Source organism: Microvirga rosea, from assembly GCF_020595095.1.
GTDB classification, from domain to species: domain Bacteria; phylum Pseudomonadota; class Alphaproteobacteria; order Rhizobiales; family Beijerinckiaceae; genus Microvirga; species Microvirga rosea.
Genome location: NZ_JAJDOP010000004.1, coordinates 249,867 through 265,867, shown reverse-complemented (window position 1 = coordinate 265,867; position 16,001 = coordinate 249,867). Strand labels below are relative to the sequence as shown.

Below are 16,001 nucleotides of genomic sequence, written 5' to 3'. Positions count from 1 at the left end.
GTGTCCCTCACCATCGACGGTCTCAGCTTCGCCTACGGTACGCAGACAGTCCTGAACCGGCTGGCGGCCGGGCCTTTGGAGCGTGGTGCCCTGACCGCTCTTGTCGGCCCCAACGGTTCGGGCAAGTCCACCTTGTTCCGTTGCTTCTCCGGTGCGGCCAAGCCCCAGGGGGGACGGATTCTGCTTGAAACGCAGGACCTTGCCTGCCTGAAGGATCGGGAACGTGGCCGCCGGGTTTTCCATTTGGCGCAGGACCTGTCGGCGCGTGCCGCCCTGACGGTTTTCGAGGTCGTGCTTCTGGCACGCAAGAGCCTGTCGGGCGGGGTGGACCTCCGGGCGGGCCTATGCGACCTGAGACTCGTGCAGACCGTCCTGGAGAGCCTCGATCTCGAAGCCTTGAGCCAGCGTCACATCGGTACGCTCTCCGGAGGACAAAGGCAGCTTGTCGGCATTGCTCAGGCCCTTGTCCGCGAACCGGATGTGCTCTTGCTCGACGAGCCGACAAGCGCCTTGGATGTCCGCCGCCAGCTTGAGGTTCTGCAGATCGTCCAGCGGGTCACCCGTGAGCGGTCCATGATCACGATTGTTGCGCTTCACGACCTGTCGCTCGCCGCTCGCTTTGCCGAGCGTCTCCTGGTTCTCAAAGACGGGCAGATTGCGGAAGAGGGGCAGCCGGAAGACGTTCTGCAGAAGCGAGCGACATCCGATGCTTATCGCGTCGGGATTCATCTTGAGCGATCGGCACGCGGATCGCTCCTTGTCGAACCCTATCTATCTTCGTTAAGAGCCGCCGAATGACAAGCGTTATGCATACCGCCGCCAACTGGTCCTTGAAGGAGGACATCCGTACCTACTGGTCGAAACGGGCCGAAACATTCGATCAGTCGTTCGGGCACCGCATCCTCAAGGGGCCCGAGCACGACGCCTGGGCAGAGGAGATCCGGTCGCATTTCGGAGACAAGCCCCTCGACGTGCTGGAGCTCGCTTCGGGAACCGGAGAGGTCACCGGAGTGCTGTTGTCCCTCGGCCACCGCGTCACCGGAATCGACTTCTCCGAAGCCATGATCGAGCGATCCCGCGCCAAGCATAAGGACAATCCACGGGCTCGGTTCATCCTCAGCGACGCGGAGAATACGCGGGAGCTTGACGGGAGTTACGATGCGGTCGTCTGCCGGCATCTCGTCTGGACGCTCACGGATCCGGAGGCGGCCTTGCAGGACTGGTATCGCGTGCTCCGGCCGGGCGGCCGCGTCCTGATCTTCGACGGCGATTTCGTGAACCTGCCGTGGCGGGGCCGCCTTGCGAAGAAGGCCATGAACCTCCTGGAAAGGTTTTCGGGCCCGGATCTCCACAGGGACCCTTCGCTGGCGCAACAACATACGGCGATCCTGCAGCAATTGCCGTTTCGCAATGGTCTGACATTCGAGAACCTCAAGACGATTGCGGAGCAAGCCGGTTTCACGGATATCACCCGTGGGAGCTATCGACGTATCCATCGGGCGCAGCGTAGCATCGCAGGGCCACACGACTGGTTGCGGACGTGGCTTCATGACCGGTTCATCCTCTGCGCCAGGAAATTCTGATCGACAGATCCCTAGCCTGGGCGCTTGCCGGCCATACATACTGGGCGGGAGCATTGAGACTTATGAACGCAACAGCTTGGGTGGACCTTCCGGACCTGAGGACACCTTTCATTCTTGTCCAAAGGGAGCGGCTGCTCAGGAACATCCGTCGCGTTGCGTCCATCGCTTCGGAGGCGGGCGTTCGCCTCAGACCGCATGTGAAGACGCACAAGTCGGTCGAGCTCGCCATGCTGCAACGAGAGCATGGCGCGGACGGGCTGACGGCCTCCAAACCCAGTGAGGCGGAAGTGTTTGTCCATGCCGGGTTCAAGGATATCCTCGTTGCGTATCCGGTCATCGATCCCGAGCGCATCTTGCCGCTTCTCCAGGCTGCACAGCGAACCCGTGCCTGTGTGACCTTTATCGCGGACAGCCCTCAGGGACTTCACGCCCTCAACAAAGCGGCGCAAATGGCCGGCCACAGCATCCCGGTCCGCATCAAAATCGATGTGGGATTGCATCGCTGCGGCGTGGAGCCTGATTCTCAGGCTCTCGAGGATTTGGCTCGCTGTCTTCCTGCCTGCTCCGAGCTCGTCTTTGACGGATTGGTGTCTCATGCGGGCCATGCCTATGCGTGTGCCGATCGAGATGGCGTTGCGCAGGTCGCGCGCGCCGAACAGCAGCTGATGCATTCCACGAAGGAGCGGATGCGTCGCTATGGTTTTTCAGATTTTAGCATCTCGGTGGGTTCGACGCCGACCGTTCTCGCATCGCCCGGCTTCGAAGGCATCCACGAGATCAGACCCGGAAATTATGTGTTTCTTGATTTGACGGCCGTCCGCTTGGGGCTGGCCTCGCACGAGGACATTTCCCTCGGGGTCGTGACGACGATCATCAGCGCAAACGCGGACCATTACATTATCGATGCGGGATCCAAGGCACTGACTTCCGATCTCGGTGCCCACAGCTCCGGCGGTTCGGGTTTCGGCCTCGCCATGCCGTTCTCCTCTCAAGGGAAGGCCGATTGGCTGCCTGTCGTGCGGCTTTCGGAGGAACATGGCTTCATCAGGCGGCAGGGTGGCGACCTTCCCGTCGGGACACGGCTCCTCGTGCTTCCCAACCATGCCTGTCCGGTCGTCAATCTGTTCAACCGGATGGCGCTCTGTCATCCAGGCGGAGAGCCGGCCCTGCTGTCCATCGACGCGCGAGGCAAGGTCATCTGATACGGCCAGGTTGTCTCGATCCCTCGAGCCTCGGACGGCATCTCCTGGGTAGGCATTCCCATTCGTCAAGCGTGCAGAAAATCCCGTTGCCGGTCATATGGGCTAGCCGGCTAAAAGTTTGATCCCCTTCGAATCAAAGGCTTTTCACCGTCATCTAAATGTGATTGTCTGATCCCATAAGAGACGCGAAAAGCGCCATAAGGGAGGGACTTGGGACTGTGGACAATAATGTCTTGCCCGCAATCGACGTTGATCGCCTGGAGGTCAGCTACGGCAGCCAGCAGGTGCTGCACGGCGTCAGCCTTTCCGTGGCTCCCGGTGAGTTTATTGCCATTCTAGGATCGTCGGGATGCGGAAAGACGACGCTCCTGCGAACGATCGCCGGTTTCCAGAAGGCCGCGGGAGGCGCGATCCGCCTGTTTGGGCGGGATGTGGTCAATGTGCCGCCGGAGAAGCGCGGCATGGCCATGATGTTCCAGTCCTACGCTCTGTGGCCGCACATGACCGTGCTCGGAAATGTGGGATATGGATTGAAGCTGCGGGGCGTTCCGAAGAGCGAGATCCACAAGCGCGTCGCATCGATCCTGAAGATGCTCAACCTGTCAGGCCTTGAGAACCGGAAAGTGACCAACCTGTCCGGCGGCCAGCGCCAACGCGTGGCGCTCGGACGGGCGCTGGCGATCGAACCTGAGATTCTGCTACTGGACGAGCCTTTGTCCAATCTCGACGCGAAGGTGCGCATCCAGCTGCGATCGGAAATCAAATCGCTTCAGGCCCGTCTGGGCTTCACGGCCATCCACGTCACCCATGACCGCGAGGAAGCCATGACCATGGCTGACCGGATCGTCGTCATGGATGCGGGGCATATCGTCCAGGTGGGGCCGCCGAAGGATGTTTACGATCGTCCGAACTCACCGTTCGTGGCGAGCTTCATGGGGGCGGAGAACACGATCGACCTCGAGGTTCATTCCTCCGGCCAGGACGTGGAAATTCGCACCCGTGACGGCCTCTCGACACCTTTCGTCGGGCAGATCCCCATGGGGTCCCTGACAGCCTATTTCCGGGATGACGCCGCATCGCTCCATGATCCGGACGCCCGCGTTGCAGGCTCCATCATTCTGCCCGGAACAATTACGCAGAGAACGTATCCGGGCGGACATTACAGGTATGTGGTGGCAATCGGCGACCGTCATTTTACCGTGACGGACGACGAGTACCACGCCCTCGAACGCCCCGTCGGCCTGCGGCTGCCGGTGGCGTCGTTGCACCTGTTTCCCAGTGATCACCCCCAGGGAGGAATCCATGCGTAATGCCCTCTATGCCGCAGGTTTCGCGGCACTTCTGATGACGAGCGCCGCCAGCGCCCAGACCCTTAACGTGGCAACCGCCGGCGATCAGAACATGGTCGACTACATCAAGGATTATCTCGGTCCGCTCTTCGAGAAGCAGCATCCCGGCGTCAAGGTCGTCGCGGTTGGGACGGGGCCGGGGGATGGGGGCTCTCAGAAGATCTACGAGAAGCTGGAAGCCCAGAACAAGGCGAGCGCACCGGCGGATTTCGATGTCGTCGTGATTCACCAGAAGGCGGCCGGGACGATGGTGCAGGAAAACCTGCTCAAGAAGTACCGCGACGCTCTTCCGACGGGCAAGCTGGTCACGCGCGACACGGCAGCGAACTCGCTCGGCACGGACGTGTCCGGGTACGTCATGCCCATGTTCCATTCGCAGACGGCGATCGCCTATAATCCCGATCTGATCAAGGAACCGCCGAACAGCTATGCGGACCTTCGCGAATGGGTGAAGAAGAACCCGAAGCAATTCGGCTATAACGGCATCAAAGGCGGCATGTCCGGGGTTGCATTCGTGACGGGTTGGGTCGCGGCCTTCGGCGGCGACGGAACGAAACTCGAGAAGGGGCCTTACGACGCTTCGGAAAAAGCCTCCTGGGACAAGGCCATGGCCGATCTCAAGGATTTCAACAAGAACGTCGTCATCACCCCCGGCAATGCCGGCACCCTCGACATGCTCAATCGCGGTGAAATCGCCATGGGGCCTGTCTGGGTCGATATGTTCTATTCCTGGAAGGCCGAAGGCAAGCTGCCGCCGAACATGCGCCTGAAGCTCGTTTCGCCGGGCATGCCCGGCCAGCCGATGTACTACGCGATCCCGCAAAAGACCGCTCAGGATAAGCTGGCATCCGAGTTCGTCGCCCTGGCGACGAGCCCCGAGGTTCAGGCCGAAGGTATCGTGAAGCGCTTCAACTGGTATCCCGGAATCGACGCCAAGAACCTGGAAGGGAAACTCGACCAGGCAGTCTGGAACCAGCTCTTTGCCGATATTCCGCCGGATGCTCTGGCCGCAAACGGCAAGGCCTTCCCGATCGGTCCTTACTTCAACGACATTCTTGAGACATACGAGAAGAAGGTCTCGAACTGATCGCACCTTCGACAGGACGGGCGGCGCCTTGCTCGCCGCCCGTCTCGTTTCCCTCAGGCCGGCTCTGCGGCGGGATCGGATCCAAGTCCAACCATGGCGAGACCCTCATTTCTCGGACTTCTGCTCATCGCCCCCGCATTGGTGATGATCGGCGTCCTGTTTCTCTACCCGCTGGGTTTTTCTCTCTCATCCGCCTTCACGGGAGCGGACGGCCGGTTCTCGCTCGGATCGTTCCACAAGGCCTATGAACTCTATTCCACGGATATTCTTTTCACTCTCTTCATCGTCATCGTCTCGACACTTCTGACGGGTGTGCTGTCGATCGCCATCGCAGGCATCCTGACCCTCAGCGAAACCCCGTGGCTGATCGCCGTCCTGCGCAATCTTTACCGTTGGCCACTCTTCATTCCGTTCATCGTCGCAGCTCAGTGCATGCGCACCTTTCTCGCCAAAAACGGTCTCATGAACAACTCGCTGGTCGCCCTAGGCCTGATGGAGCCGATCCAGGCGACGAGCTTTCTGGACTGGCGCGGTATCATCATCACCTTTGTCTGGAAGCAGGTGCCATTCGTGACGCTCATGCTGGCGGGGGCGATGGCTTCCATCGACAGGGCCACGATTGAAGCCGGGCGGAATCTCGGCGCGTCGCGCTTGCGCGTTCTGATCGAGCTCGTGCTGCCGCAGGTCGCACAGACTTTGCTCGTCGGTCTCGTGCTGTCTTTTGTCACCATGCTGTCCGTTCTCTCGGTGCCGATGATGGTTGCCGGATCGCAGCCGACGATGCTTACCGTCGACATGGCGTTCCGGATCAATTCCTACGGAGACTACGCAACCGCCAACGCGCTCGGCGTCATCTCCTATGTGATCGCCGGAGCCGTCGCCTGGATCTATCTGCGCCACAACGTCAAGCGGGAGGCGCAGATATGAGCGGGGAGATGAAGCTGACACCCGGAGCCTCCGGACCGCTTCCTCTCGGGTTGCCGAAGCACAACCGCAGGCCCGCCGTGGTTCGCTCCGCGACAGCTGGGAAGATCTGGTCGGCCGGCGCAGTCCTGCTCAAGATGCTTGGATTGGCCGTTTTCGCCTTTCTCCTGTTCGGACCTTTGGCGAACCTGGCGCTATGGTCGGTGGCGGAGCGCTGGTACGCGCCGTTCAAGCTGCCCGTGTCCTACGGCCTTCGTTATTGGGAGGTCGTTTTTCGTCCGACCGGCGATGCCATGTCGTCCTTGGCGACGAGCGTCGGGATCGCCTGTCTGACGGTTGTGGTTGCCCTGGCGGTCTCGGTTCCGGCGGGATATGCGCTCGCTCGCCTCAAGCTGCCATGGCGGACGGCATTGATGATCCTGTTCCTGCTGCCGCAAGCCTTTCCGTCGGTTGCGATCTACATCAACGTCGCGCGGGTCTTCTACAGCATCGGCTTGACGGGTACGATCACCGGGGTGGTTCTGGTCCACGCGGCCCATGGCCTTGTTTATTCCGTCTGGATTGCGGCGGCGGCTTTCGCTGCGGTGGACAAGGATCTCGAGCTGGCGGCGCGCAACATCGGTGCGTCGCCTTTGCGGACCTTCTTCACCATTACCCTGCCGCTGGCTGCGCCCGGAATCATGGCCAGCGCCATTTTCGTTTTTCTCGAGTCCCTGGACGAGTTCACCGGGACGTTCTTTGTCGGCGTGCCGCAGGTGACAACCCTGCCGCTCCTCTTATACAACGCCAGCATGGGCGGGAACTATCAGATCGCGTCCATCACCGCTCTCATTCTTCTTGTGCCGTCCGTTCTGTTCATGATCGTCATCGAGCGCTTCCTCAAGGCCGACGTCCTGAGCAAAGTAGGCCAATAAGCCAAACAGGATCAGTCATGCTCCGGCTCATCACCTGGAACATCCAGTGGGGACTGGGGATCGATGAACGTGTCGATCTTCAGCGCATCGTCGACGAAGCCCGCAGCATCGCGGATTTCGATGTGCTGTGCCTTCAGGAGGTGTCGGACAACTTCGACAATCTCAAGAGCAACGATGGCGCCGACCAGTTCGCCGTGCTCGCGAACCTGTTGCCGGGCTACGCGGCTGTCGAAGGCGTGGCCTTGGATATTCCGGGCCAGGCTGGCCGGCGGCGCCGTTTCGGCAACATGATCCTTTCTCGCCTCCCGGTCGCGCAGGTCCTGCGCTATACCTTGCCGTGGGAAGCGGCGGCGACTCGCAACATGCCGCGGCTCGTTCTCGAAGCCAACATTGCCGCGGCGACCGGTCCTTTACGGATCATGACGACCCACCTGGAATACTCGTCGGACAAACTGCGGCGCGCGCAAGTGGAAGGCATCCGCGAGGCGCATCGCACGGCTCACGATAGGGTTACGGTGCCTCGGGTCGACGGGGAGGGGACCTATGTGCGATTCCCGACGACGTCCTCCGCGATTCTGACCGGGGATTTCAACATGCGCCCGGACGATCCCATCAAACAGCGTATCTCGGACACCTTCGACAACGGAGCGCCGGCACTCCTCGATTCCTGGCGGGTCTTGGAGGGCGATGCGCCTCATCCGAGTTCCTTCTGCATTTACGATCAGACGAACGGACCTCCCCATTGCTGCGATTTCATCTTCGTGACGGAGGATCTCAAGTCCCGGGTAAGGGCCGTTACGTATAATCAGGAAACTCAGGCCTCGGATCACCAGCCGGTTCTCCTCGAGCTCGATTTCTGAACCTATTCGGGGACACTCAAAGGCTGGATTGAGGCGAGCCGATCAAACATGCTTGGCGGGCCGTCCTGCCCCCTGCGCCTCGAGGTTCCGTCCGAGCGGCGGAAATTCCCAAGGGACTTGGAACTTCCGAAGACCTGATTCCGTTCACGCCTTAATCCGGGCGGAACCGTTGCGTATGCCCGTTTGCGGCTGGGAATCATCCTCAATGGAGGCGGCAATGTTTCATTTGCCCCGGTTCCTGTGTCTGTGCCTGTCCGTCGCCATCCTTCCCCTGATCAGTCCCGCTCAAGCAGAACCGAAACTCGATCTTGCTCTCGTGATTGCGGTGGACGTTTCTTCGTCCATGGACCCAAATGAGCAGAAGCTGCAGCGCGACGGATTCGTCGAGGCGTTCAGATCGCCGCTTGTGCACAAGGCCATCCAGAGGGGCATTCTTGGAAGAATTGCCGTAACTTATGTGGAGTGGTCGTCGATGGACGATCAAACCATCGTGGTCCCTTGGACGGTCGTCGATGGGCCCGATTCAGCCAGCACTTTTGCCCAAAGACTGTCCTTCCAGCCTACACGGCGTGGAACGACCACGTCGATTTCCGCCGCTTTGGATTTCAGTGCGAGGCTTTTGCGACAGGCGGAGGTCGAGGCGGTTCGTCAGGTCATCGACGTTTCAGGGGACGGCACCAATAACGATGGACGGGCGGTGACGGACGCCCGCGATCAGATCGCAGGATCGGGCGTCACCATTAACGGACTTCCCGTCATGGTTAAGAACCCGGAGGCCACTTGGGATATGGATATTCTCGATATCTACTATCGTGACTGCGTTATCGGCGGAATTGGCGCCTTTATGCAGCCGGTGCGGGACATCAACGAGTTTGCCACGCTGATCGAGCTCAAGATTCTTCGCGAGGTGTCTGGCATCGACGCTCAGCTGCCGCTGGTCATACCGACCGGCCTGGGGGTCGATTGCCGAACCGGCGAGAAGAAGCAACAGGAAGAGCGTCTCCAAGGCCCTTCAAAACGCTAACTCCATCCTCGACGACGCTTGAGAACCCGGTTCTGTTCTTTCGGATGCCGCCGCTTCACCTTTGAAGCGCTGCCGCACAGGCGTCGCAGCGGGAAGAACAATTGTCAGTTCATCGCATTCGTCGGCGCATCGCCCATGAGCGCCGCCTCGGCCGCCATGAGGAGAGCCTCACCGAGTTCGCGGGCCCGATCCGCCGTCATGGCGACCGGCATCTGATGCCGAATGCCGCGCGCAAAATCATCGGGGGTCGCGGCGATCTCGATCACCATCATGGCATCGCGGCCATCCAGAGTTCCGACGGAGAAGCTTGTCAGTGCACCGATCAGATCGAAGTCTTGGGTCATGGCGACCTCCATGTTTCGCGTTGTTCATGGTTTCGCGCAAAACCGGAACGCTGTCTGCTCTCCGGCCAGAGAGTGGATTTTGTTACATTCGTTTTTTTCCTTATTCTGCAACAATTTCGGCGTTGAAAAATTTAATAGGACGAGCCGTTTTCCCGGTCGAACGAAAGATATGCAACATTATTTCGAATGACGAACGGCGGTTTCAGTGGCGATAAAGGATGATCTTGTTGGCGTTTGAACGCAGCGCCAAACTGGTTTTCATCGTGGCAGGGTAGCTTTCCGCCTTGGAGTGCAAGGTTATGGACGAGATATTGCGGCGGCAGATCATCGAAATCTTCAACCGGGCGCCACATATGACCCTCGCAACCCTGCGCGAGGACGGCTATCCGCAGGCGACCACGGTTTCATTCGCCAACAACGGGTTGCTTCTGTATTTCGGTTGTGCGGTCCAGTCTCAGAAGGCTCAGAACATCGCCTATGATGATCGGATTTCCGCGGCCATCAACCTGCCTTATGAAAGCTGGGAAGATATCCGCGGCCTGTCGTTGGCGGGCCGGGCGACGCTTCTGACCGACCTGTCCGAGATTCAGCGGGCCGGGCGAATGATGGTCCTCAAGTATCCCCAATTGACCCGATATGCCTCCGAAGCCCTGGAGGGAGTCGCATTCTTCCAGGTCGTCCCGGAGGTGTTCTCGGTTCTCGACTACAGGAAGGGGTTCGGACACACCGAGTTTGCGACCGTGACCGATGCTGTGACCGATGAGAACCCAAAAGGCGATATGGTCGAGGAGGCGGATCTCGAGTCCTTTCCGGCCAGCGATCCCCCGTCCTGGACGGGCACCTCTCTTCGTTGAAGGAAGCGCCGTCCGTCTCTTCAGAGGGCGGCCGTGACCTGGATCTCGATGGCGTAACTGGGATCGGCCAGCTTGTTTTCGACACAGACGCGGGCAGGGGCATGTCCTGCCGGAACCCAGCTGTCCCATACCTCGTTCATCGCGTCATAATTCCCCATATCGGCGAGCCAGATCGTGGCGTGCAGAACCTTGGTCTTGTCGCTGCCGATTTCGGCCAGGGATTGGGCAATCTGTTCGAGAATGTCCCTGGTCTGCTCCGCCACCGGTTGCCCCACGCTCGTTTCAGGCACGTAGCCCGAAAAATAGGCGACATCGTCCAGGATCACGAGATCGCTGTAGCGGGTCGCAACCCCCACCCGTGAAACTCCCGCCATGATCCAAACTCCATGCTGTTTCGCAATTGCCGCTTCGCGACCCGGTCAGGAGACATGCCCGTCAAAAGTCCGCGCCGCAAGTCCGCGCGATGAAGAACATCATCGTGCTTCCGCATGACCCGCCGGTCGTGCCTCGCGGCGAAAATCGTTCTGCTTCCTGCGGCGAGGCCCTATAAGGCGATGGATAAGAGCAAAGGCGAGGTTTGGTTTTACCATGAAAGCACGAGTGAAATTGGTCGACGGGATGGCATTCGTCGGTGAATCGGGCAGCGGCCATGCCATCGTGATGGATGGCGCTCCGGAATACGGCGGGCGCAATCTCGGCATTCGGCCGATGGAGATGCTGCTGATCGGCCTTGGGGGCTGCACGGCTTTCGACGTGGTGCAGATTCTCAGGCGCGGGCGCGAGAACGTCACCGATTGCGTGGTCGAAGTGGAGGCCGAACGCGCCGAGGCCGATCCTAAGGTCTTCACGAAGATCCATATCGTTTACCGGGTGACCGGAAGGGACCTGGCTCCTGCGAAGGTGGAGCGTGCGATTTCCTTGTCGAAAGAGAAATATTGTTCGGCTTCGATCATGCTCGGCGCTGTCGCCGAGATTACGCACGAGTGGTCCGTTGTGGACGAAGCAGCCGATCTGGTCTCGTAAATTCCGCGGCGATAGCTGTCCGTTCGGACCTGTGAAAACCATAAGACCACTATGGACAGGACGCGACCAATATGAGACCAGTGAAGCGTGAGCGAAACTGGCCATCATACCCGCTTCCGGTCCCTTTACCGGCAATCGCTTCCCGGCTCCCGCGTCAACGAGGACGCGTGTGGTCTGCAGGGTGATCTCGCATGGATCGTCGATGGCGCAACCGGGGTGTCCGAAGGCCGGATCGCCGGGGCTGAAAGCGATGCCGCGTGGCTCGCTCGGTTCATCGGAGACCAGCTGGCCAATGCCGGACATCCGGACGGCCGGGTGGATGAGCTGCTGCGGCAGCTCGAAGATGACGCCGCTCAGGCGTTCGCACGGGCTGCCGGCGTTCCAGTCCCGGAGGAGGCGGGTCCTTCCGCCTGTCTGGGACTGATCTCAGCCGTAAGGGAGCCGCCCGGGTCTCTTGCCTTGAAGGGCTTCTTCCTGGGAGATGTCGTCGCGCTCGTGCTGTCGGAGGGACGAGTTCTCCGCTGGACGGACGAGCGGGCGAAGCCCTTCGAACGACGGACGTTGGCGGCGCTTCAGGACGGCCATGACCGATCCGCAGACCTGCCGGACGCGGTTCGGCGCCAGATTCTCGAAAACAGAACGAAGCTGAATCATCCCGACGGATACTGGGTCGTGAATCCGCTGCGTCCGTGGGCGGGGAGGGAACTCCGCTTCTCGGCCCCTGTCGAGGCGGGGGCGCCGGTTGTCCTGGCGACCGATGGCTTCATGCGCCTTGTGGATGTGTTCGATGCCTATACGGATGATACCCTTTACAGGGCCCTGGCCGCAGGCAAGGGGGAAGAGCTGCTCGGCGAATTGCGGGACCGGGAGCGCCGTGACGAGACCAGGCAGACGTTCCGGCGCGTCAAAACGCATGACGACGCGACCGTTCTGGTCATCGCGGCCGAAGGCTGAACCGATGGGATTCCGGAAGATGGACCTCAAAAGGCAAATTTTTCGGTGTTAAAGGAGGAGAATCCAACAATGAGGGGACTCACGATGAATTTGACGAGACGCATGCTGATGGGCGTCGCCATGGGCGGCTACCTTCTTTCCGCCGGGGCCGCCATGGCCAAGACCGAGCTGACCTTCTGGAGCTGGCGCCAGGAGGACAAGACATTCTACCAGGACATCATCAAGAAGTTTCAGGAGAAGGAGCCGGACATCTCGGTCAAGTTCGAGACCTACGCTCCGGAAAACTACCAGACCATCCTCTCGACCGCTCTCGCGGCCGGCCGTGGTCCCGACGTGATCCAGGCGCGCGCCTACGGCAATCTCGAATCCATCGCAACGCCCGGCTACCTGCTTGCCCTCGACAAGCAGAACGTTCCGGAGCTGGCGAACTTCCCGGACTCCGCCCTGGCGGCCGAAACTCTCCGCTCCGACAGCAAGGTCTATGCGGTGCCGTTCGCCATGCAGGCCCAGCTCGTGGTCTACAACAAGAAGATCTTCAAGGATGCGGGCGTGAACCCGCCCAAGACCTGGGACGAGCTGATGGCTCTCTGCCAGGCTCTCAAGGCCAAGAACATCAATCCGTTCTCGAACGGAACAGCCACGGCGTGGCAAAACGAGACCATCGTCGGCGGTCTTCTCTCCTCCATGCTCGGCAAGCAGTTCGAGGAGGATATCGTTTCCGGCAAGGCGAACTTCACGGATCCGCGCTTCGTCAACGCCTTGACCAAGCTGAAGGATGTGAGCCAGTACTTCGCGCCGAATTTCACCGGAGTCGATTACCCGTCGTCGCAGCAGCTCTTCGTCGCCGGACGCGCGGCGATGTTCGCGGGCGGGTCATATGAGGTTGCGAACTTCAAGAACCAGAACCCCACCCTCGATCTCGGAGTTTTTCCGGCTCCGGTCCTGAAGGCGGGGGATGAGGCGCTGATCGCGACCTATTACGACGGCGGTTATGCGGTGAATGCGAAGTCCGACAAGAAGGACGCCGCCCTGAAGTTCGTTCGCTTCCTGGCGACGCCGGAATACGGCACGGCCTTCACCAATACCCTGAAAAACCTGTCGCCGATCAAGGGCATCAAGATCGAGGATCCGATCACGCAGGAGGTGGCGAAGCTCGCCGAGCATTCCATGTCCTACCTGATGCTCGTCCGGTTCCGCTATCAGGAGCCGAGCGGCTCGGTTCTGCTGCAGTCGAACGTTCAGAAGATGCTGGCGGGTCAGCAGACCCCCGAGCAGGCTGCCGCCGAGATCAACAAGGGCGTCGCGACCTACTACAAGCCGTTCCAGAAATAACACCGACCATGGCGGCGGGCTCGCGGGCTCGCCGCCTTTTCTTTTGGGGTTCCGCCCATGCCCGTCTCGCCCAAACAGGCTAGAACGCTGAAACATCGTAGCTGGGTGGCGTTTCTCGTCGTCCCGCCGATCGTCTTCATGTCCTTGTTCGTGGTCTATCCGATCCTGTCGGCCTTCGCTTACGCCTTCTATGAGTGGCGCGGCTTGGCGCGGGGCGAATTCATCGGCCTTGCGAATTTCCGCGAAGTCCTCTTCGGGGCAACCATGGGACCCGTGGTGTGGAACGCGTTTCTGCACAATGTCTATGCTCTCGTGGCCCTGATGATCATCCAGAACGGCGGCGGGTTTTTCCTCGCCTGGCTGCTCTATAAGGAGCCCTTCGGCTTCCGCTTCCATCGGGTTGCGGTGTTCGTCCCGGTGGTGCTGTCGACGATCATCGTCGGCTTCCTCTGGAAGCTGTTTCTCAATCCGAATTTCGGCATCGTGAACCAGGCGCTCTATTCGGTCGGGCTCGATTCCCTCGCCAAGCCCTGGCTCGGCGATTCCTCGACCGCTCTCGGTGCGCTCATCCTGGCCAATGCCTGGCATTTCATCGGCTTTCCGACCCTCGTTTACCTCGCGGGCATGCAGCGCATTCCCTCCGAGATCGTGGAGGCCGCCCGCCTCGACGGCACGACGGAATGGCAACTCCTGAAGGGCATCGTCTGGCCCCTTGTGGCGCCCAGCACAACCATCCTGTTCACGCTCCTTTTCATCGGCGCCTTCAACTGGTTTGAAATTCCCTACGTGATGGTCGGGCTCGACGGCTCCCCCTTCGGGACGACGGATGTTCTGGGCCTCGTATTCTACCGGACGGCGTTCGGAAACCAGAGCGCGAGCATCCAGAATTTCGGGCAGGGCTCTGCGCTCGCCACCCTCCTGTTCCTGTTCATCGTCGTGTTCGCATCGATGCTGACCCTGTGGCTGCGCCGTCGGGAGATCCAGTTTTGACCACCATGACCGAGAGCGCGCAGCCGCGTCCTATCTCATTCGCCTTTCTGGCCCAGATCATTCTGATCATGAACTCCTTCATCATGCTCTATCCGGTCGTGGTGATGGTGTTCTCCGCCTTCAAGACGACCGGCGAGATCTTCGAGCATCCCTTCGCGCTGCCCGACTTCACTCAGGTCCAGAACTTTGCCCGGGTGCTCGGCGAAACGTCGATGCCGACCTATTTCGTCAACTCGATCATCGTGACCGGCGCGTCGATCATCCTCATCCTGGTTCTCGGCACCATGGCGGGTTATGCGGTCGCCCGCTACGAATCCCGCACGAACACTTTCATCCTGTTGTTCTTTCTCGCGGGCCTCATGCTGCCGCTGAAGCTGGCGGTCATTCCCCTGTTCATTCTGCTGCGGGATCTCAATCTCCTCGACAGCCGGTGGAGCCTTATCGTCACCTACACGGCGATCGGCCTCCCATCGGCGGTGTTCATCATGGCGGGATTCCTGCGCTCGCTTCCCGCGGAGCTCGAGGATGCGGCGCGGATCGATGGGGCGTCGGAGCCGCGCATCATGTGGTCGGTCATGCTGCCTCTCGCGAGGCCGCCCATGGCCATCGCGGCCATTCAGAACGCCGTCCCGATCTGGAATGACTTCTTCTTCCCTCTCGTGTTCATTCAAACCGACTCGGCCAAGACCCTGCCGCAGGGGTTGACGACCTTCATGGGGGAATACACCACCGATTGGGGTATGCTGTTCGCAGGCCTGACTATCGCGGCCGCCCCGATCACGCTCCTCTACATTGCCTTGTCACGCCAGTTCATTCAGGGCATGACAGCCGGTGCCGTGAAATAGGAGATTGTCCATGCATATTCCGAAAGGCGCGCTCCTGGTCTCCTGCCAGGCCCGCGAAGACAATCCGCTGCACGGCCCGATCTTCATGTCCGCCATGGCCCGGGCCGCCATGGATGGCGGCGCCAAAGGCTTCCGGGCGAACGGCATCAAGGATGTCGCGGCCATCCGCGCGTTGACCACCATGCCGATCATCGGGATCGACAAGGTCTTCAATGACGATTTTCCCGTCTACATCACGCCTGATTTCGCAGCCGCCTCACGCATCGCGCGGGCCGGCGCGGACATCATCGCCCTCGACGCGACGCCTCGCCTCCGAGACGGCGAGTCGGCCGAAAGCCTGATCGCCCGCATTCGACAAGAACTCGGGCGCGAAGTCTTCGCCGACATCTCGACCTTGGACGAGGGCCGGGCGGCCGCCGCGTTTGGAGCAACCTACGTGGCAACGACCCTGTCCGGCTATACGGACGAGACGGCGGCGATGAAAGACAAGGGGCCCGACCTCGACCTGATTTCCGCTCTCGTGGCCGCCGTACCGGTGCCGGTGGTGGCGGAAGGCCGCTTCGACACGCCGGAACTCGTTGCCGCCGCATTCGAGCGGGGCGCGCATGCGGTCGTTGTAGGGACGGCGATCACCAATCCACGCGAAATCACAAAGAAGTTCGCTCGAGCGGCACAGCCGTGGGCGGACGAAGGAAACACCGGCGCCCCGTGAGACG

The 16,001-nt window shown here is 60.6% G+C and carries 19 protein-coding genes; 16 read left to right on the top strand and 3 right to left on the bottom strand.

What is annotated here, in order from left to right; translation table 11 throughout:
- From LJD17_RS12720 to LJD17_RS12680, 9 genes are all read left to right on the top strand, one after another.
- On the top strand, nucleotides 1-798 hold the full coding sequence (locus LJD17_RS12720; RefSeq protein ID WP_227384556.1) for an ABC transporter ATP-binding protein: 798 nt from the start codon (nucleotides 1-3) through the stop codon (nucleotides 796-798).
- Nucleotides 795-1,583, top strand: a complete 789-nt coding sequence (locus LJD17_RS12715) for a class I SAM-dependent methyltransferase (RefSeq protein WP_227384555.1) — start codon at nucleotides 795-797, stop codon at nucleotides 1,581-1,583. The genes LJD17_RS12720 and LJD17_RS12715 overlap by 4 nt, the downstream gene beginning before the upstream one ends.
- Before the next feature lie 62 nt (nucleotides 1,584-1,645).
- The gene (locus LJD17_RS12710; protein WP_227384554.1) at nucleotides 1,646-2,785 is read left to right on the top strand and encodes an alanine racemase; all 1,140 of its coding nucleotides are present in this window, start codon (nucleotides 1,646-1,648) and stop codon (nucleotides 2,783-2,785) included.
- Between the two features lie 233 nt (nucleotides 2,786-3,018).
- Nucleotides 3,019-4,095, top strand: coding sequence for an ABC transporter ATP-binding protein (locus LJD17_RS12705; RefSeq protein ID WP_227384553.1), 1,077 nt, complete (start codon nucleotides 3,019-3,021; stop codon nucleotides 4,093-4,095).
- A complete protein-coding gene (locus LJD17_RS12700; protein WP_227384552.1) occupies nucleotides 4,088-5,221 on the top strand; it encodes an ABC transporter substrate-binding protein in 1,134 nt (377 codons plus the stop codon). Before LJD17_RS12705 ends, LJD17_RS12700 begins: the two co-directional genes overlap by 8 nt.
- A 93-nt stretch (nucleotides 5,222-5,314) precedes the next feature.
- Nucleotides 5,315-6,148, top strand: coding sequence for an ABC transporter permease (locus LJD17_RS12695; protein ID WP_227384551.1), 834 nt, complete (start codon nucleotides 5,315-5,317; stop codon nucleotides 6,146-6,148).
- A 134-nt stretch (nucleotides 6,149-6,282) separates the two neighbouring features.
- Entirely contained in the window at nucleotides 6,283-7,059 is a 777-nt protein-coding gene (locus LJD17_RS12690; protein ID WP_227384785.1) for an ABC transporter permease, read from the top strand.
- 17 nt (nucleotides 7,060-7,076) lie between these two features.
- Nucleotides 7,077-7,919 carry an endonuclease/exonuclease/phosphatase family protein gene (locus LJD17_RS12685; protein WP_227384550.1) on the top strand — a complete coding sequence of 281 codons (843 nt, stop codon included), beginning with the start codon at nucleotides 7,077-7,079 and terminating at the stop codon, nucleotides 7,917-7,919.
- A gap of 217 nt (nucleotides 7,920-8,136) precedes the next feature.
- On the top strand, nucleotides 8,137-8,943 hold the full coding sequence (locus tag LJD17_RS12680; RefSeq protein WP_227384549.1) for a DUF1194 domain-containing protein: 807 nt from the start codon (nucleotides 8,137-8,139) through the stop codon (nucleotides 8,941-8,943).
- Between the two features lie 104 nt (nucleotides 8,944-9,047).
- On the opposite strand, the gene LJD17_RS12675 is transcribed toward LJD17_RS12680, so the two are convergent.
- A complete protein-coding gene (locus tag LJD17_RS12675) occupies nucleotides 9,048-9,287 on the bottom strand; it encodes a hypothetical protein (protein WP_227384548.1) in 240 nt (79 codons plus the stop codon).
- A gap of 131 nt (nucleotides 9,288-9,418) precedes the next feature.
- Nucleotides 9,419-9,640, bottom strand: coding sequence for a hypothetical protein (locus LJD17_RS12670; RefSeq protein ID WP_227384796.1), 222 nt, complete (start codon nucleotides 9,638-9,640; stop codon nucleotides 9,419-9,421).
- On the opposite strand from LJD17_RS12670, the gene LJD17_RS12665 reads away from it, so the two are divergent.
- Nucleotides 9,641-10,141: a pyridoxamine 5'-phosphate oxidase family protein gene (locus LJD17_RS12665; protein ID WP_264478382.1), complete on the top strand. Its 501-nt coding sequence runs from the start codon at nucleotides 9,641-9,643 to the stop codon at nucleotides 10,139-10,141.
- A 20-nt stretch (nucleotides 10,142-10,161) separates the two neighbouring features.
- Here LJD17_RS12665 and LJD17_RS12660 read toward each other — a convergent pair whose 3' ends face one another.
- Nucleotides 10,162-10,515, bottom strand: a complete 354-nt coding sequence (locus LJD17_RS12660) for a RidA family protein (protein WP_227384546.1) — start codon at nucleotides 10,513-10,515, stop codon at nucleotides 10,162-10,164.
- Between the two features lie 214 nt (nucleotides 10,516-10,729).
- Between LJD17_RS12660 and LJD17_RS12655 the strand changes: the two genes are divergently transcribed.
- The 6 genes from LJD17_RS12655 to LJD17_RS12630 all read left to right on the top strand — a co-directional run bounded on the left by LJD17_RS12655 (nucleotide 10,730) and on the right by LJD17_RS12630 (nucleotide 15,997).
- A complete protein-coding gene (locus LJD17_RS12655) occupies nucleotides 10,730-11,164 on the top strand; it encodes an OsmC family protein (RefSeq protein ID WP_227384545.1) in 435 nt (144 codons plus the stop codon).
- Between the two features lie 87 nt (nucleotides 11,165-11,251).
- On the top strand, nucleotides 11,252-12,118 hold the full coding sequence (locus tag LJD17_RS12650; protein WP_227384544.1) for a hypothetical protein: 867 nt from the start codon (nucleotides 11,252-11,254) through the stop codon (nucleotides 12,116-12,118).
- 84 nt (nucleotides 12,119-12,202) lie between these two features.
- Nucleotides 12,203-13,450: an extracellular solute-binding protein gene (locus LJD17_RS12645; RefSeq protein WP_227384543.1), complete on the top strand. Its 1,248-nt coding sequence runs from the start codon at nucleotides 12,203-12,205 to the stop codon at nucleotides 13,448-13,450.
- Nucleotides 13,451-13,507: 57 nt separating this feature from the next.
- Nucleotides 13,508-14,440 (top strand): carbohydrate ABC transporter permease, encoded by a 933-nt coding sequence (locus LJD17_RS12640; RefSeq protein WP_227384542.1) that lies wholly within the window; start codon nucleotides 13,508-13,510, stop codon nucleotides 14,438-14,440.
- A 5-nt stretch (nucleotides 14,441-14,445) separates the two neighbouring features.
- Nucleotides 14,446-15,285 (top strand): carbohydrate ABC transporter permease, encoded by an 840-nt coding sequence (locus LJD17_RS12635; protein WP_227384784.1) that lies wholly within the window; start codon nucleotides 14,446-14,448, stop codon nucleotides 15,283-15,285.
- 10 nt (nucleotides 15,286-15,295) lie between these two features.
- Nucleotides 15,296-15,997, top strand: a complete 702-nt coding sequence (locus LJD17_RS12630) for an N-acetylmannosamine-6-phosphate 2-epimerase (protein WP_227384541.1) — start codon at nucleotides 15,296-15,298, stop codon at nucleotides 15,995-15,997.
- The last annotated feature ends 4 nt before the right edge of the window (nucleotides 15,998-16,001 follow it).

What these genes read in the sequence shown, in the direction of transcription:
- LJD17_RS12715 (WP_227384555.1), top strand. Translation starts at nt 795, where the DNA reads ATGACAAGCGTTATGCATACCGCCGCCAACTGGTCCTTGAAGGAGGAC.
- LJD17_RS12710 (WP_227384554.1), top strand. Translation starts at nt 1,646, where the DNA reads ATGAACGCAACAGCTTGGGTGGACCTTCCGGACCTGAGGACACCTTTC.
- LJD17_RS12700 (WP_227384552.1), top strand. Translation starts at nt 4,088, where the DNA reads ATGCGTAATGCCCTCTATGCCGCAGGTTTCGCGGCACTTCTGATGACG.
- LJD17_RS12695 (WP_227384551.1), top strand. Translation starts at nt 5,315, where the DNA reads ATGGCGAGACCCTCATTTCTCGGACTTCTGCTCATCGCCCCCGCATTG.
- LJD17_RS12690 (WP_227384785.1), top strand. Translation starts at nt 6,283, where the DNA reads ATGCTTGGATTGGCCGTTTTCGCCTTTCTCCTGTTCGGACCTTTGGCG.
- LJD17_RS12685 (WP_227384550.1), top strand. Translation starts at nt 7,077, where the DNA reads ATGCTCCGGCTCATCACCTGGAACATCCAGTGGGGACTGGGGATCGAT.
- LJD17_RS12680 (WP_227384549.1), top strand. Translation starts at nt 8,137, where the DNA reads ATGTTTCATTTGCCCCGGTTCCTGTGTCTGTGCCTGTCCGTCGCCATC.
- LJD17_RS12675 (WP_227384548.1), bottom strand. Translation starts at nt 9,287, where the DNA reads ATGACCCAAGACTTCGATCTGATCGGTGCACTGACAAGCTTCTCCGTC.
- LJD17_RS12670 (WP_227384796.1), bottom strand. Translation starts at nt 9,640, where the DNA reads ATGTGGCGCCCGGTTGAAGATTTCGATGATCTGCCGCCGCAATATCTC.
- LJD17_RS12665 (WP_264478382.1), top strand. Translation starts at nt 9,641, where the DNA reads ATGACCCTCGCAACCCTGCGCGAGGACGGCTATCCGCAGGCGACCACG.
- LJD17_RS12660 (WP_227384546.1), bottom strand. Translation starts at nt 10,515, where the DNA reads ATGGCGGGAGTTTCACGGGTGGGGGTTGCGACCCGCTACAGCGATCTC.
- LJD17_RS12655 (WP_227384545.1), top strand. Translation starts at nt 10,730, where the DNA reads ATGAAAGCACGAGTGAAATTGGTCGACGGGATGGCATTCGTCGGTGAA.
- LJD17_RS12645 (WP_227384543.1), top strand. Translation starts at nt 12,203, where the DNA reads ATGAATTTGACGAGACGCATGCTGATGGGCGTCGCCATGGGCGGCTAC.
- LJD17_RS12640 (WP_227384542.1), top strand. Translation starts at nt 13,508, where the DNA reads ATGCCCGTCTCGCCCAAACAGGCTAGAACGCTGAAACATCGTAGCTGG.
- LJD17_RS12635 (WP_227384784.1), top strand. Translation starts at nt 14,446, where the DNA reads ATGACCGAGAGCGCGCAGCCGCGTCCTATCTCATTCGCCTTTCTGGCC.
- LJD17_RS12630 (WP_227384541.1), top strand. Translation starts at nt 15,296, where the DNA reads ATGCATATTCCGAAAGGCGCGCTCCTGGTCTCCTGCCAGGCCCGCGAA.